This is a genomic window from Kitasatospora sp. NPDC057595, assembly GCF_042800875.1.
Lineage (GTDB): Bacteria > Actinomycetota > Actinomycetes > Streptomycetales > Streptomycetaceae > Kitasatospora.
This window is the reverse complement of record NZ_JBHVGL010000007.1, coordinates 255,913-269,572: the sequence shown is the minus strand read 5'-3', so window position 1 is coordinate 269,572 and position 13,660 is coordinate 255,913. Positions and strand designations below refer to the sequence as shown.

At 73.6% G+C, this 13,660-nt stretch carries 13 protein-coding genes; 8 read left to right on the top strand and 5 right to left on the bottom strand.

What is annotated here, in order from left to right:
* Positions 1-33 precede the first annotated feature (33 nt).
* Positions 34-864 (bottom strand): GntR family transcriptional regulator, encoded by an 831-nt coding sequence (locus ACFU9E_RS14230; RefSeq protein WP_380681647.1) that lies wholly within the window; start codon positions 862-864, stop codon positions 34-36.
* Positions 865-1,208: 344 nt separating this feature from the next.
* Here ACFU9E_RS14230 and ACFU9E_RS14225 point away from each other — a divergent pair, with 344 nt between their 5' ends.
* From ACFU9E_RS14225 to ACFU9E_RS14200, 6 genes are read left to right on the top strand one after another with little or no spacing between them, the layout of a single operon-like run.
* Positions 1,209-2,378 (top strand): ABC transporter substrate-binding protein, encoded by a 1,170-nt coding sequence (locus ACFU9E_RS14225; RefSeq protein ID WP_380681649.1) that lies wholly within the window; start codon positions 1,209-1,211, stop codon positions 2,376-2,378.
* Positions 2,379-2,424: 46 nt separating this feature from the next.
* Entirely contained in the window at positions 2,425-3,396 is a 972-nt protein-coding gene (locus tag ACFU9E_RS14220) for an ABC transporter permease (RefSeq protein ID WP_380681651.1), read from the top strand.
* Positions 3,384-4,235 (top strand): ABC transporter permease, encoded by an 852-nt coding sequence (locus tag ACFU9E_RS14215; RefSeq protein ID WP_380681653.1) that lies wholly within the window; start codon positions 3,384-3,386, stop codon positions 4,233-4,235. Before ACFU9E_RS14220 ends, ACFU9E_RS14215 begins: the two co-directional genes overlap by 13 nt.
* 19 nt (positions 4,236-4,254) lie before the next feature.
* The gene (locus tag ACFU9E_RS14210) at positions 4,255-5,340 is read left to right on the top strand and encodes an ABC transporter ATP-binding protein (protein ID WP_380681655.1); all 1,086 of its coding nucleotides are present in this window, start codon (positions 4,255-4,257) and stop codon (positions 5,338-5,340) included.
* Between the two features lie 48 nt (positions 5,341-5,388).
* Entirely contained in the window at positions 5,389-6,063 is a 675-nt protein-coding gene (locus tag ACFU9E_RS14205; protein ID WP_380681657.1) for an HAD family hydrolase, read from the top strand.
* 6 nt (positions 6,064-6,069) lie between these two features.
* Positions 6,070-6,390 carry a DMT family transporter gene (locus tag ACFU9E_RS14200; RefSeq protein WP_380681659.1) on the top strand — a complete coding sequence of 107 codons (321 nt, stop codon included), beginning with the start codon at positions 6,070-6,072 and terminating at the stop codon, positions 6,388-6,390.
* A gap of 78 nt (positions 6,391-6,468) precedes the next feature.
* Here ACFU9E_RS14200 and ACFU9E_RS14195 read toward each other — a convergent pair whose 3' ends face one another.
* From ACFU9E_RS14195 to ACFU9E_RS14185, 3 genes are all read right to left on the bottom strand, one after another.
* Complete coding sequence (locus ACFU9E_RS14195; protein ID WP_380681661.1) at positions 6,469-7,218, bottom strand: SDR family oxidoreductase; 750 nt, start codon at positions 7,216-7,218, stop codon at positions 6,469-6,471.
* 64 nt (positions 7,219-7,282) lie between these two features.
* A complete protein-coding gene (locus ACFU9E_RS14190; protein WP_380681663.1) occupies positions 7,283-8,302 on the bottom strand; it encodes a HEAT repeat domain-containing protein in 1,020 nt (339 codons plus the stop codon).
* 3 nt (positions 8,303-8,305) lie between these two features.
* Positions 8,306-8,968 (bottom strand): HEAT repeat domain-containing protein, encoded by a 663-nt coding sequence (locus ACFU9E_RS14185; RefSeq protein ID WP_380681665.1) that lies wholly within the window; start codon positions 8,966-8,968, stop codon positions 8,306-8,308.
* Positions 8,969-9,194: 226 nt separating this feature from the next.
* Between ACFU9E_RS14185 and ACFU9E_RS14180 the strand changes: the two genes are divergently transcribed.
* Positions 9,195-10,616 carry an endonuclease/exonuclease/phosphatase family protein gene (locus ACFU9E_RS14180; RefSeq protein ID WP_380681667.1) on the top strand — a complete coding sequence of 474 codons (1,422 nt, stop codon included), beginning with the start codon at positions 9,195-9,197 and terminating at the stop codon, positions 10,614-10,616.
* A gap of 14 nt (positions 10,617-10,630) precedes the next feature.
* Positions 10,631-12,586 carry a phosphocholine-specific phospholipase C gene (locus tag ACFU9E_RS14175; RefSeq protein WP_380681669.1) on the top strand — a complete coding sequence of 652 codons (1,956 nt, stop codon included), beginning with the start codon at positions 10,631-10,633 and terminating at the stop codon, positions 12,584-12,586.
* Positions 12,587-12,617: 31 nt separating this feature from the next.
* Here ACFU9E_RS14175 and ACFU9E_RS14170 read toward each other — a convergent pair whose 3' ends face one another.
* A complete protein-coding gene (locus ACFU9E_RS14170; RefSeq protein ID WP_380681671.1) occupies positions 12,618-13,574 on the bottom strand; it encodes a formylglycine-generating enzyme family protein in 957 nt (318 codons plus the stop codon).
* Positions 13,575-13,660 lie beyond the last annotated feature (86 nt).

Sequence of the window (13,660 nt, the reverse complement as noted above, 5' to 3'; positions counted from 1 at the left end):
CGGCCCGCGAGCCGGGCCGCCCCGCCGCAGGCCTCAGTCCATCTCCCGGGCGTGCCGCGAAAGCGCCGAGGTGGCCAGCGAGTTGTGCACGCTGAACGCCACCGTGCCGGGCAGGTAGCGGTCCTGGGACCACTCCACCGGCGTCCCGGTCGGGTCCGTCGTCCGGCGCCGCTCGCGCAGCAGCGGGCCGCCGCGCCGGCAGCCGAGCAGCCGGGCGTCGTCCCCGTTGGCGGCGACGATGTCGATCGTGTGGTCGGCGTCGGTGAACAGGATCCCGTGCTCGCGCAGGACTTCGGTGTGCGAGACGACGTCCGGCGGCAGCTCGGCGACGATCTCGCCGACCCGCGGCGGGTAGACGGTCCGCTCGACCATCACCGGCGTGCCGGAGAGCGTGCGCAGCCGGACCATGACGTAGACCTCGTCGCCCGGTTCGAGGCGCAGCTGCTCGCGCTCGGCGGCGTCGGCGGGGCGGCGCACCATCGAGTCGAGTATGCCGCCGGGCTCCTCGCCCATCGAGTACGCCCAGCGCGTGAAGCTGAGCAGTTCGGAGAAGCTCTGCACCCGGGCCGTACCGAGCACCACCCGGCGGGTGCCCCGGCGCGAGGTGACCAGGCCGTCCGAGCGCAGCACCGAGAGTGCCTGGCGGACGGTTCCGCGGGAGACCCCGTACTGCTCGGCGAGCGCGCCCTCGGCCGGCAGCCGTCCGGCCTCGCCGAACGCGCCGGTGGTGATCGCCTCGCGCAGGTCGGCGGCGACCTTGCGGTAGAGCGAACCGGCCCCGCGCTCGGCTGCGGAAGCGCCCCCGGACGCGCCGGCCGGCGCATCCGCCGAACCGGCTTCCGGGCGCCCCGACTCCAGTGCCACGTCAGTCAATGTCCCTCCTGGGCGGTGTCCTGCGCAGCCCTTCCGGCGCCGGACAGCCCGACCTTATCCCGCTGCGCTCCCGAAGCATCGCATTCGCCGAATGCTCCGCCGCCGACCTGATTCGACCGTTCCCGCAGCCGACCCCGGGGCTGGGCCATCCGTTCACCTTCCCGTCACCGGGCTCCGGCGTACTTACCCACGTCAGCGAAGTTGGCTAGTCAACTCGGACGACGTCGATCGGCCGCTCACCCCGGCCGACCCGCCGCCCTTCGCGAGACGCCGGCACGCGGAACCCCCCGCGGACGCCCCCTCGCAGTACGCCCCCTCAACAGGAGAACTTCCCCGTGACCGTGCACCGCGCCCGCGCCGCCGCCTTCGCGGCCGTACTGACCGCCGCCGCGCTCTCCCTCACCGCCTGCGGCTCCGCCGGGTCGAGCGCCAAGGCCGGCGACGCCGCCAAGGCCGGCACCAAGGACGCCAAGGAGGCCACCTCCGCCGCCGACTTCGGCGGCATGGACGGCCTGGTCGCCGCCGCCAAGAAGGAGGGCAAGCTGCACGTCATCACGCTGCCCCGGGACTGGGCGAACTACGGCAAGATCATCGACTCGTTCAAGGCCAAGTACGGCATCGAGGTCGAGGAGGAGAACCCGGACGGCTCCAGCCAGGACGAGATCAACGCGATCAACTCCCGCAAGGGCCAGGACCGCGCCCCCGACGTGGTCGACCTGGGCAGCGCCTTCGCCCTGCAGGCGGTCAAGGACGGCATCCTCGCCCCCTACAAGGTGGCCACCTTCGGCAAGGTGCCGGACACCATGAAGGACGCCAACGGCGCCGCCGTCAACGACTACGGCGGCTACGTCTCGATCGGCTGCGACGCCAAGAAGATCGCCAACTGCCCGAAGACCTTCGCCGACCTGCTCAAGCCCGAGTACAAGGGCCAGGTCGCCCTCAACGGCAACCCGACCAAGTCCGGCTCGGCCTTCGGCGGCGTCTACGCGGCCGCGCTCGCCAACGGCGGTTCGCTGGACAACATCCAGCCCGGCATCGACTTCTTCGGCAAGCTGAAGCAGTCCGGCAACTTCAACCCGGTCGAGTCGACCCCGGCCACCATCGAGAAGGGCGAGACCCCGATCTCGATCGACTGGTCCTACCTGAACGCCGGCTACACCGACGAGTTCAAGGGCAAGGGCATCGACTGGCAGGTCTCCATCCCGGTCGACGGCTCCTACGCCCAGTTCTACAACCAGGCGATCAACAAGTGGGCCCCGCACCCGGCGGCCGCCCGCCTGTGGCAGGAGTACCTGTTCAGCGCCGAGGGCCAGAACCTCTTCCTCGGCGGCTACGCCACCCCGTCCACCTTCGAGGCGCTGAAGAAGGACGGCACCCTGGACGCCACCGCCGCCGCCAAGCTGCCGGCCGTCGAGAAGCCGTTCACCACCTTCCCGACCGTGGACCAGATCAACGCGGCCAAGAAGGTCGTCACCGAGAACTGGACCAAGGCCATCGCGGGCTGACGCCCCACCGGCCGCGTACCACCCATCGGGCTGAGAAAAGGCACTCATGACCACGGCTCCCACCCCGGTGCCGACCACCCCCGCCGCCACCGTCCCCGGTGGCGGCGCGGGGGCGTCCGCCACCGCCACCGCCACGACCACCACCCCCACCCCCCGGCGACGCCCGCCGGCCCGCCTGCGCGGCGCCTCCTGGCTCGCCACCGTCCCGCTGCTGCTGTTCTTCCTGATCGGCTTCGGACTGCCCACCGTCGCCATCGTGATCGGCGCGTTCACCGCCTCCAGCGACGCGGAGAACGGTGCCGGGCAGTTCACCTTCGACAACCTGACGGCCTCCGTCCAGGGCGGCTACCTGACCGCCATGCTGAGCAGCCTCAAGCTCTCCGCGCTGACCGCGCTGCTCGCCACCGTGATCGGCCTGCCGCTCGCCCAGGCGGTCGTCACCTCCCGGCACGGCTGGCTGCGCCAGGCGGTGCTCACCGCCTCCGGCGTGCTCGCCAACTTCGGCGGCCTGCCGCTGGCCTTCGCGTTCGTCGCGACCCTCGGCAACGCCGGTGAGATCACCAAGCTGCTGCACCTCACCGACCACGGCTGGTCGCTGTACTCGTTCACCGGCCTGACCGTCGTCTACCTGTACTTCCTCATCCCGCTGATGGTGCTCACCATCACCCCGGCCCTGGACGGCCTGCGCGCCCAGTGGCGCGAGGCGGCGCAGAACAACCGCGCCACCACCGTGCAGTACTGGCGCCACGTGGCCCTGCCGATCCTGCTGCCCTCCCTGCTCGGCGGCTTCGTGCTGCTGTTCGGCAGCGCCTTCGCCGCCTACGCCACCGCCGCCGCCATGGTCGGCGCGACCGTCCCGCTGGTCAGCCGCTCGATCGCGGACGCGCTCTCCGGCAACGTGCTGGTCGGCCAGGGCAACCTCGCCCTCGCCCTCAGCCTCAACATGATCGTCGTGGCCGTCCTGGTGATGGCCGTGTACCTCCCCCTCCAGCGCCGGAGCGCCCGATGGCTCAGCTGACCACCTCCGCCCCCGCTCCCGCCCGGCGCCGCCCCGTGCGCTGGTGGCGCGGCGCCGTGCTGCTGCTCGCCGGCGTGTACTTCGTCGTCCCGCTCGCGGCCTCCTTCTGGTTCTCCATCGACGACCCGCAGGGCATCTCCTTCGAGGCCTACACCGGGCTGCTCTCCGCCCCCGGCTTCCTGGACAGCCTCTGGCTGACCCTCGGCCTCGCCGTCGTCACCGTCCTGGTGCTGCTGGTGCTGCTCGTCCCGGCGCTGATCGCCGTCCGGCTCGGCGCGCCCAAGCTGCGCCCGGTCATCGACGTGCTCTGCACCCTGCCGCTGGTCGTCCCGCCGGTCGCGCTGACCGCCGGCCTGATCGGCGTGCTCCGCTGGGGCCCGGACTACCTGATGGACACGCCGTTCTTCCAGACCTTCGTGTTCATCCAGGACCCGGACTTCCCGCTGGTGCTGGTCATCGCCTACGTGCTGATGGCCTTGCCGCTCGCCTACCGCGCCCTGGACGCCGGCCTGCGCTCGGTCGACGTGCGCACCCTCGTCGAGGCCGCCCGCAACTGCGGCGCGAGCTGGCCGCGCGCGGTGTTCACCGTCGTCCTGCCCAACCTGCGCGGGGCCCTGCTGAACGCCTCCTTCCTCACCCTGGCCCTGGTGCTCGGCGAGTTCACCGCCGCCTCGATCCTCGGCTTCCAGCCCTTCCCGGTCTGGATCTACTCGGTCGGCAACAGCCAGGCCCACATGTCGGTCGCGGTCTCCATCCTGAGCCTGCTGCTCACCTGGCTGCTGCTGCTCCTGCTGGCCACCGTCGGCCGCGAGCGCCGCCACAAGCCCGCCACCTCCTGAACCCCCGGAGTCACCCATCATGACCACGGCCACCGCCCCCGTCACCGGCGTCCCCCTCGCCCCCGGCAGCGCGACCGTCGAGTTCCGCTCGCTGCGCCGCGCGTTCGGCGCCACCACCGCGCTGGACGGCCTCGACCTCACCGTCCACCCCGGCGAGCTGCTCGCCCTGCTCGGCCCCTCCGGCTGCGGCAAGACCACCGCGCTGCGCATCCTGGCCGGCTTCGAGCAGCACGACTCGGGTCAGGTCCTGGTCGACGGCACGGACATCACCGCGATCCCCGCCCACAAGCGCGACGCGGGCATGGTGTTCCAGTCGTACAGCCTCTTCCCGCACCTGACCGCCGCCGACAACGTCGCCTTCGGCCTGCGGATGCGCGGCACCGGCAAGGCCGAGCGCCTCAAGCGCGCCCAGGAGCTGCTGGAGCTGGTCGGCCTGCCGCAGCACGCCGGCCGCTACCCGCACCAGATGTCCGGCGGCCAGCAGCAGCGCATCGCGCTCGCCCGCGCGCTCGCCCTGCAGCCGCGGGTGCTGCTGCTCGACGAGCCGCTGTCCGCGCTGGACGCCAAGGTGCGGCTGTCGCTGCGCGAGGAGATCCGCCGCCTCCAGCAGGAGCTGGGGATCACCACCCTGTTCGTCACCCACGACCAGGAGGAGGCGCTGTCGATGGCCGACCGGGTCGCCGTCCTGCGCGCCGGCCGCCTGGAGCAGTGCGCCACCCCCTCCGAGCTGTACGCCCGCCCGGCCACCGCGTTCGTCGCCGAGTTCGTCGGCACCATGAGCCGCATCCCCTGCGAGCGCTCCGGCGAGGGCGTCGAGGTCCTCGGCCGCCGCCACGCCGTGGACGGCACCCTGCCCGCCGACGGCGAGCTGCACGTGCTGGTCCGCCCGGAGAACGTCCTGCCGGCCCCCGACGAGCACGGGCCCGCCCTGGTGGTCTCCGCGTCCTTCCTGGGCGCCGTCACCCGCCTCACCGTGCGCCTGAACGACGGCACCGAGGTCAAGGCCGACCTGCCCACCGAGGCCGCCGCCGCGCTGCCGATCGGCTCGCGCGCCGCGCTGACCCTGCCGGAGCGGCCGGTGCTGGTCGACCGTCGTACGGTCTGACCGACGACCGACCGTTGCTCCTTCTCGTGAACCCTCGAAGGTACCGCCATGCCTGACACTCCCCCACCCGCCGCCGTCCTCTTCGACATGGACGGCACCCTCGTCGACACCGAGCAGCTCTGGTGGCAGGCCGCCGCCGAACTCGCCGACGAACTGCACCACTCGCTCACCGCCGCCGACGCCCCCGAGGTCCTCGGCCAGGCCATCGAGCACACCGCCGCCCACCTCCACCGGGTCAGCGGCACCTCGTTGAGCGAGTCCGAACTCGCCACCCGCCTCGGCGACTCCTTCGCCGGCAAGGTCGCGGCCGAGACCGTCCCCCGCCCCGGCGCCCTCGCCCTGCTCGCCTCGCTCCGGGACGCCCGGGTGCCCACCGCGCTGGTCTCCGCCTCCCCGCGGCGGGTCGTCGACATGGTGCTGGGCTCCATCGGCCGCGACTGGTTCGCCGTCACCCTGGCCGCCGAGGACACCCCGCGCACCAAGCCCGCCCCGGACCCCTACCTGGCCGCCGCCTCGCTGCTCGGCCTGGACCCGGCCACCTGCGTGGCCGTCGAGGACACCCCGACCGGCGTCGCCTCCGCCACCGCCGCCGGCTGCGCCGTCCTCGCCGTCCCCTCCAGCGACGTCCCGATCCCGGACGGCTCCCGGGTCACCCTGCTGGACAGCCTGGAGCACGCGGACCTGGCCCTGCTCGGGAAGCTCACCGCCGCGCCCGGGGTTTGAGCCCCCATGCCTTACGTACTCCTCACCCTCGCCATCCTCAGCGAGGTCTGCGCCACCAGCTGCCTCAAACTGACCGAGGGCTTCAGCAGGTTCTGGCCGAGCGTGGGCGTGGCCATCGGCTACGTCCTCTCCTTCGCCCTGCTGGGCCGCGCCCTGAAGCACATCCCGGTGTCCGTGGCCTACGCCGTCTGGTCCGGCGCCGGAACGGCGGCCGTGGCCGGCATAGGCGTCGTCGCCTTCGGCGAGTCCCTGGGACGCCTCCAATGGCTCGGCATAGCCCTGGTCATCGTCGGAGTCGTCGTCCTCAACCTGAAGAGCGGCCACTGACACCGCACGGACCCCGTACACACCGCGTACGGGGTCCGTTCCGCTGCTCCGTGCCGATCACGGCGGCCGTCGGCGGTGTCAGGCGCGGGGGCCGAGGAAGAGGCCGCCGGTGGCGTCGATGATCTGGCCGGTGATCCAGCGGGCGGCGTCGGAGGCCAGGAAGGCGACGATGTCGGCGATGTCCTCCGGGGTGCCCAGGCGGCCGAGGGCGGTCGCCCGGGTGATGGAGTCGGTCAGGCCCGGGGCTTCGAAGACCGGGGCGTTGGCCGGGGTGCGGGTGGCGCCGGGGGCCACGGCGTTGACGGTGATGGCGCGGGTGCCGAGGTCGTTGGCCAGGGTGCGGGTCATCGTCTCGATCGCGCCCTTGGTCATCGCGAAGGAGGTCTGGGCGGGGTTGGCCATCCGGGTCGCCACGGAGGAGATCGTGATGACGCGGCCGCCGTCGCGGAGCAGCGGCAGGGCGCGCTGGACGGTGAAGTAGGGGGCCCGGACGTTGACCGCGAAGAGGTGGTCGAACTCCTCCCGGGTCGTGACGCCGAGCGGGCCGGCGGGTGGGGCGGCCGCGTTGTTGACGAGGACGTCGAGCGGGCGGCCGGCCAGTGCCCTCCCCACTCCGGCGAAGAGCGTGTCGACGTCGTCGTCCGTGCCCAGCTCCGCGCGCACGGCGTAGGCGGTTCCGCCTGCGCCCTCGATCGCCTCCACCGTCGCCGCCGCGCCGGCCTCGTCGGTGCCGTAGTGCACGATGACCGCCACCCCGTCGGCGGCCAGGCGGGTCGCGATCACCTGGCCGATTCCGCGCGACGCCCCGGTGACCAGAGCCGTCCTCATCCCCACCACCCCATCCCGGTCGTGACTGCCGTTCAGGCAGGCGTACCACAGGCCGGGACAGCCCTCAACGCCCCGCGCCCGGCGGGGAGTCGCGCCACTGGAGGCCGTAGGCGGCAGTGAGGGCGACGGCGCGGTCCTCGTCCTCGGTCAGGGCCGTGAGGGCGCGGGTGGCCGTGGGGCTCGGGATGTCCACCAGGGCCTGGGTCAGGCGGCGGCGGGCGGGCGGGTCCACAGCCGCGGGGGCAAGGCGCTCGACGAGGGCGGTGGCGATCCGGTCGGCCGACGCGGGGTCGGTCGCCAGGGCGGCCAGGGCGTCGGCCGCGTCGACGTCGTTCGTTCCCTCGACGATCAGGCCGACGAGCGGCGCGACCGCGTCGGCCGCCCCACGAGCCCCGAGGGCCAGCGCCGCGCGGCCGCGGACCGCCCGGTCGGGGTGGGTGAGGGCGTCCCGCAGCAGTGCGGTGGCCACGGCGTCCGGCAGTTCGGCGAGCGAGCGGACGGCACGCTCGCGCACCTCCGCCGAGGGTGCGTCGAGGCCGGCCGCCAGCAGCGCCGCCGCCTCCTCGCCCGACTGCGCCAGCACCCAGCGGAGAGCGCCGGCGACGTTCGGGTCCGATTCCCCCAGCACCGCCTCGACCAGCGCCTCCACCGGCACGGGGACGCCGTCGGTCGCGGCCAGGGCCGCGCGCTGGCGCGTCCTGGCGCTCTTCGACCCCAGCCCCTGCAGCAGCGCGACGGTCCGCAGGACGTCCTCCCAGCCCGCCGGTTCGGCGGCGCCGATCCGGCGCAGGCGCGTGAGCAGCTCGGTCTCCGCCGCGATGCGCTGCCGGGTCTCGCGGATGAGGTCGTCGACGAGTTCGGCGGGCGCGAAGCCGGGGTCGTCGAGCGCCCGCCCGACATCGCGCAGCGACAGCCCCAGCGACCGCAGGCTCTCGATGTGGAAGATCCGCCGGACGTCCTCGTCCGCGTACTCCCGGTAGCCGCCGTCGGTCCGCCCCGTCGGCCGCACCAGGCCGAGCGCCTCGTAGTGCCGGAGCATGCGGGCGCTGACCCCGGACCGTCGCGCGACCTCGCCGATCAGCACCGACTACCGTCCTTCCCCGCCCAGGGCCACCACGCGCTTCGCCTCCTCGATCGCGAACGCGAAGCCGGCGTCCGGATCGCGCCACAGCCGCTCCGTGGCGAGCGCGTGGGCGCGCACCCGGGGGTCGGGAGCCGCGGCGGCGGCGTCCAGGGCCGGCCGCGCCACCTCCCCGAGCGCGATCAGCGCCCGGCTGAGGCTCAGCTGCGTCTCGCGCTCGCCGCGACCGAGGTGTTTCGCCAACTCTACGGCCAAAACGGGCTTCTCACAGTCGGGTGCGAGGACGACCGCCGCCCGCCAGGCGGTCCGGGCCACCTCGTCGTCGGCGTCGGCGAGCAGCGCCGGTGTGATCCCGGGCCAGGCCCGCCGGTCCCCGATCTTGGACAGCGTGTGCAACGCCTGGCTCCGCGCCCGGGCACGGTCCGAGCGGAGTTCCTCGACCAGCGGCGGGACCACCGCCGACGGCTCGTGGCGGGTGAGTGCCCAGGTCAGCATCTCCCGTACGGAGAACTCCGGCTCGACCGCGCAGCGCTCGACGATCTCGGCGACGAACCCTGGGTCCGGCGCGGTGCCGACCGCCAGCGCGGCCTGCAACCGGACCGACGCGTCGGGGTGCGCCAGCGCCCGGAACGCCCGCATCGTGGTCGTCTCCTCCTGCGGCAAGGTCATCAGTGCCACCTCCTGCTCCGCAGTCAAGACCTTGCCACCGTGTCAAGGTCAAGCGGACGGCGCAGACGGGCCCGAATGATTCGCCGACGACCGGCACTCAAGCACGAGTTGGCCGACCTCCCCGCGCCCAGCCATGCCGTGTTCACGCCACGTACTCCCTCCTTCGGGTCAATAGGCGTCCAGTTGTCCAGCCAACTGGACCGTCCGCCCGACTCGAAGGACCCCCGTGGCCGTAGGAAGCACGCTCGCCCTCAGTTCCCCCACCGCTCCGGTCGAAGGTGACCGGCTCACCTTCCACTGGACGACCGACGCCGCCGATCCGAAGAACTGGGTCGGCGTCTACGACGGCACCCGGCAGCCCGGCAACGGCGCCTCGCTGCTCTGGAAGTACACGCCGGGCGCGTCCGGCGACGTCCAGCTCGACACCTCGGCGCTGACCGGGGGGCCGTACACGGCGTACCTGCTCGCCAAGAACGGCTACGGCGTCCTCGCGCAGAGCGCGCCGTTCACCTTCCGGCCCAAGCCGGTGGCGCCGCGCCCGCACCTGGCCGTGGACGCGCTCACCGCCACCGCCGTCGCGCCCGGCGCGGCCGTCACCGTCAAGCTCGGCGGACTCTGGTGCCGCCCCTCCGGCGCCCCCACGTTCCGCAAGATCAGCGGGCCGGCCTGGCTCGCCGTCGCCGCCGACGGCACGGTCAGCGGCACGGCGCCCGCGAGCACGGGCGAGTGGCAGCTGCTGGTCGGCGTGAAGGACACCGGGGGCGCCACGGACGCGCTGACCCTCGCTGTCCCGGTCACCGACCCGACGGCGGCGCCCCAGCTCAAGGTGGCCGCCTGGAACCTCGCCAACGCGGGCGCCGCCTTCACCGACGCGGTCGAGAAGCAGTTGCGCGTCGTCCTCACCCAGGGCCTGGACGTGCTGGCGCTCCAGGAGACGGCGGGCGGAGCCGCCCGGACGCTGGCGACCGCGCTCGGCTGGTACGCCCACCAGAGCGCCGGCAGCGTCGGCATCCTCAGCCGCTACCCGCTGACCGCCGCCACCGCGCCGACGACCGCGCTGCCCGCCGCCGGGGCGACCGTCCAGCTGCCGGGCGGCCGTGCCGTCCGGGTCTGGAGCGCCCACCTCGACGAGGCGAACTACGGGCCGTACGCCGCCCAGGACGGGCAGAGCGCCGCGCAGATCACCGCCGCCGAGAACGCCTCCACCCGCCTCCAGCAGGCCAGGGCGCTGGCCGCCGCCGTCCGGGCCGATGCGGCGACGGGCGTCCCGGTGCTCCTCGGCGCCGACCTCGCCTCGCCGTCGCACCTCGACTGGACGGCCGCCACCGCCGCCGCGCACAGCGGCGTCGGCGCGCTGGACTGGCCCGTCACCACCGCGATCCAGGGGGCCGGACTGACCGACAGCTACCGTGCCGCCCACCCCGATCCGGCCGCCGCGCCCGGGGCCACCTGGTCGCCGAGCCGCAAGCAGCGCGCCGCCGGCAAGCCCGAGCCGCAGGACCGGATCGCCGCCGTGCACTTCGCCGGACCGCTCACCCTCGTCGAGGCGCACACCCTCGCCACCGGCTGGCCGCAGCCCGAGCCGGGTGCCGCCGCCAACGGCTGGCCCTCGGACTGCGCCGCCGCCGTCGCCACCTTCCAGCTCTGAGAGGCCAGTTCACGATGTCCGAGCTCTCCCGCCGCACCTTCGTCGGGGCCACCGCGGCCGCCGGCGCCGCCGCCCTGACCGGCCTGCCCGGCACCCCGGCCCAGGCCGCCGAGCCCTCCCCCGCCGGCACCATCGCCGACGTCAGGCACGTGGTCGTCCTCATGCAGGAGAACCGCAGCTTCGACCACTACTTCGGCACCTTGAACGGCGTGCGCGGCTTCGGCGACAAGCAGGCGCTGCGGTTCCCCGACGGCACCGACGTGTTCCGCCAGCCCGACGGCGGCCGCAGCGACGGCGGCGTGATGCTGCCGTACCGGATGGACACCACCAAGTACAACGCGCAGAACGCCGGCGGCCTCGCCCACGACTGGGCCACCGGCCACCAGGCCATCAACAACGGCGCGATGAACAAGTGGATCGCCGCCAAGGGCGAGCGCACCATGGGCTACTTCACCCGCGAGGACATCCCCTACCAGTACGCACTGGCCGACGCGTTCACCCTCTGCGACGCCTACTTCACCTCGCTCGCCGGCCCGACCGACCCCAACCGGCTCTACCTGTGGACCGGTACCGCCGGCCCCGGCCGCGACGGCACCACCGGCCCCTGGATCGACAACACCCCGGTCACCGACAACCCCGTCGCCGACTGGACCACCTACGCCGAGCGCCTCCAGCAGGCCGGCGTGAGCTGGCGGGTCTACCACAACCCCAGCAAGGACGACCGCACCGGCGACTACGACGACAACGCGCTCTCCTACTTCAAGCAGTTCCACAAATTCCCGGCCACCGACCCGCGGTACATCAACGCGATGACCAAGTTCGACCCCGCGGCCTTCGACGCCCACTGCAAGGACGGCACCCTGCCGACCGTCTCCTGGCTGGTCGCCCCCTACCTGTTCAGCGAACACCCCACCGCCGGCCCGGACTACGGCGCGCACTGGGTCAACCAGGCCCTGCAGTCGCTGATGTCCAACCCGGACGTGTGGCGGCACACCGTCTTCCTGGTGATGTACGACGAGAACGACGGCTACTTCGACCACGTCGTGCCGCCCACCCCCGAGCCCGGCACGCCCGAGGAGTTCACCCAGGGCCGCGCCATCGGCCTCGGCAACCGGGTGCCGCTCTGGGTCATCTCGCCCTGGTCGCGCGGCGGCTGGGTCAACTCCCAGGTCTTCGACCACACCTCGGTACTGCGCTTCATGGAGCAGGTGACCGGCGTCGCCGAGCCCAACATCTCCGCCTGGCGCCGCGCCGTCTGCGGCGACCTCACCAGCTGCTTCGACTTCACCGCCCCCGACTACTCGGTCCCGCAACTCCCCGACACCAAAGCCCTGATGGCCAGGGCCGACGCGGGCACCAAGCTGCCGGGCGTGCAACTCCCCGCCGTCGGCGCCCAGTCCATGCCCGTCCAGGAGACCGGAACCCGCCCGCACCGCCGACTGCCCTACCGCCCCTGGGCGGAGGCCGCCGTCGACCGCGGCACCGGCCTGATCGCCTGTACGCTGCGCAACGACGGCGGCGTCGCCTACCCGTTCACCGTCTACCCGAACACCGTCTACGCCTTCGCCGGCACCCCGTACACCGTGGCCCCCGGCGCGAGCCGCACCCACACCTGGGACGCCGCCACCACCGACGGCCGCTACGACTTCACCGTGCACGGCCCGGACGGCTTCGTCCGCCGCTACGCCGGGACGGTGGTCCGCGCCGAGCAGGACGACGTCGCGGTGCCGGTGGTGAACGCCGTGCCCGACGCCTCGGCACTCACCTTCACGCTCGCCAACGCCGGTCGGACGGCCGTCACCTTCACCCTCACGCCGAACGACTACGCGGGCACCGAGCAGACCGTCCGGGTCGGCCCGAACACCACGGCCACCGCCGTGTACCCGTTGGACCAGGGCCGCTACGACGTCACCGTGACGGCGGCCACCGGCACCCGCTTCACCCAGCGGTACGCGGGCACCCTGCACTGAGGGGGCGCCCCGCACCAGCCGGCACCCGGGGTCACCGGGCGTCCGCCGCCACCCGGAAGCCGATGTTCCCGGCCGAGCTGTCCGGCGTGTTGGAGCTGCGCGCCGCCACCCGGTAGCGGTAGCAGTAGGAGGCGTGGCACATGTGGGAGCCGCCGCGCATCACCCGTGCCTCGCCGTCCGGCGGGCCGATCGGGTCACGGCTCGGGCCGGTGCGGTGGAAGTCCACGCTGAACCGGTCCGCGCACCACTCCCAGACGTTGCCGACGGTGTTGTACAGGCCGAAGCCGTTCGGCCGGAAGGCGGTCACCGGGGCGGTCCCCCGGTGACCGTCGGCCGCCGTGTTCCGGGTGGGGAAGACGCCCTGCCAGGTGTTGCACATGTACCGTCCGCCCGGGGTGAGTTCGTCGCCCCACGGGTAGCGCGCCTGCTCCAGGCCGCCCCGGGCGGCGTACTCCCACTCGGCCTCGGTCGGCAGCCGGGTGCCCGACCAGGCGCAGTACGCCTGCGCGTCGTGCCACGAGACGTGCACCACGGGGTGGTTCTGGCGGGTGGTGACGGAGGAGCCCGGCCCCTCGGGCGCGCGCCAGCTCGCCCCGGCGACCGCCCGCCACCACGGCACGGCGGCGACCTGCGGGGAGGTGGTGGCCAGCCGTTCCGGCAGGAAGCCCTCGAAGACGTAGGAGAAGCCGAAGGTCTCGGCCTCGGTGCGGTGGCCGGTGGCCTTGACGAAGGTCGCGAAGGCCGCGTTGGTCACCGTGGTCGGCGCGATCCGGAACGGGCTCAGCTCGACGGCGCGGACCGGCCCTTCGCCGTCCTCCGGGTAGCCCTCCCGGTCGTCGGTGCCCATCAGGAACCGCCCGCCGGGCAGGCCGGTGAGCTGCCGCGCCACCCGTGAGACGGCTCCGGGGGCGGCAAGGGTGAGGGCGACGGGCGCGGCAGCCCCGTCGCCGTCGCGGCCGGGGGCGCAGCAGGGCTTGGTGGTGGACACGGTGGTTCCTCGTTCTGATCGGGGGTCGGGGGCCCGGGGGTGGCGGCCGGCCACCACCCCCGGACCATCAGGGGGAAGGGGAAGGG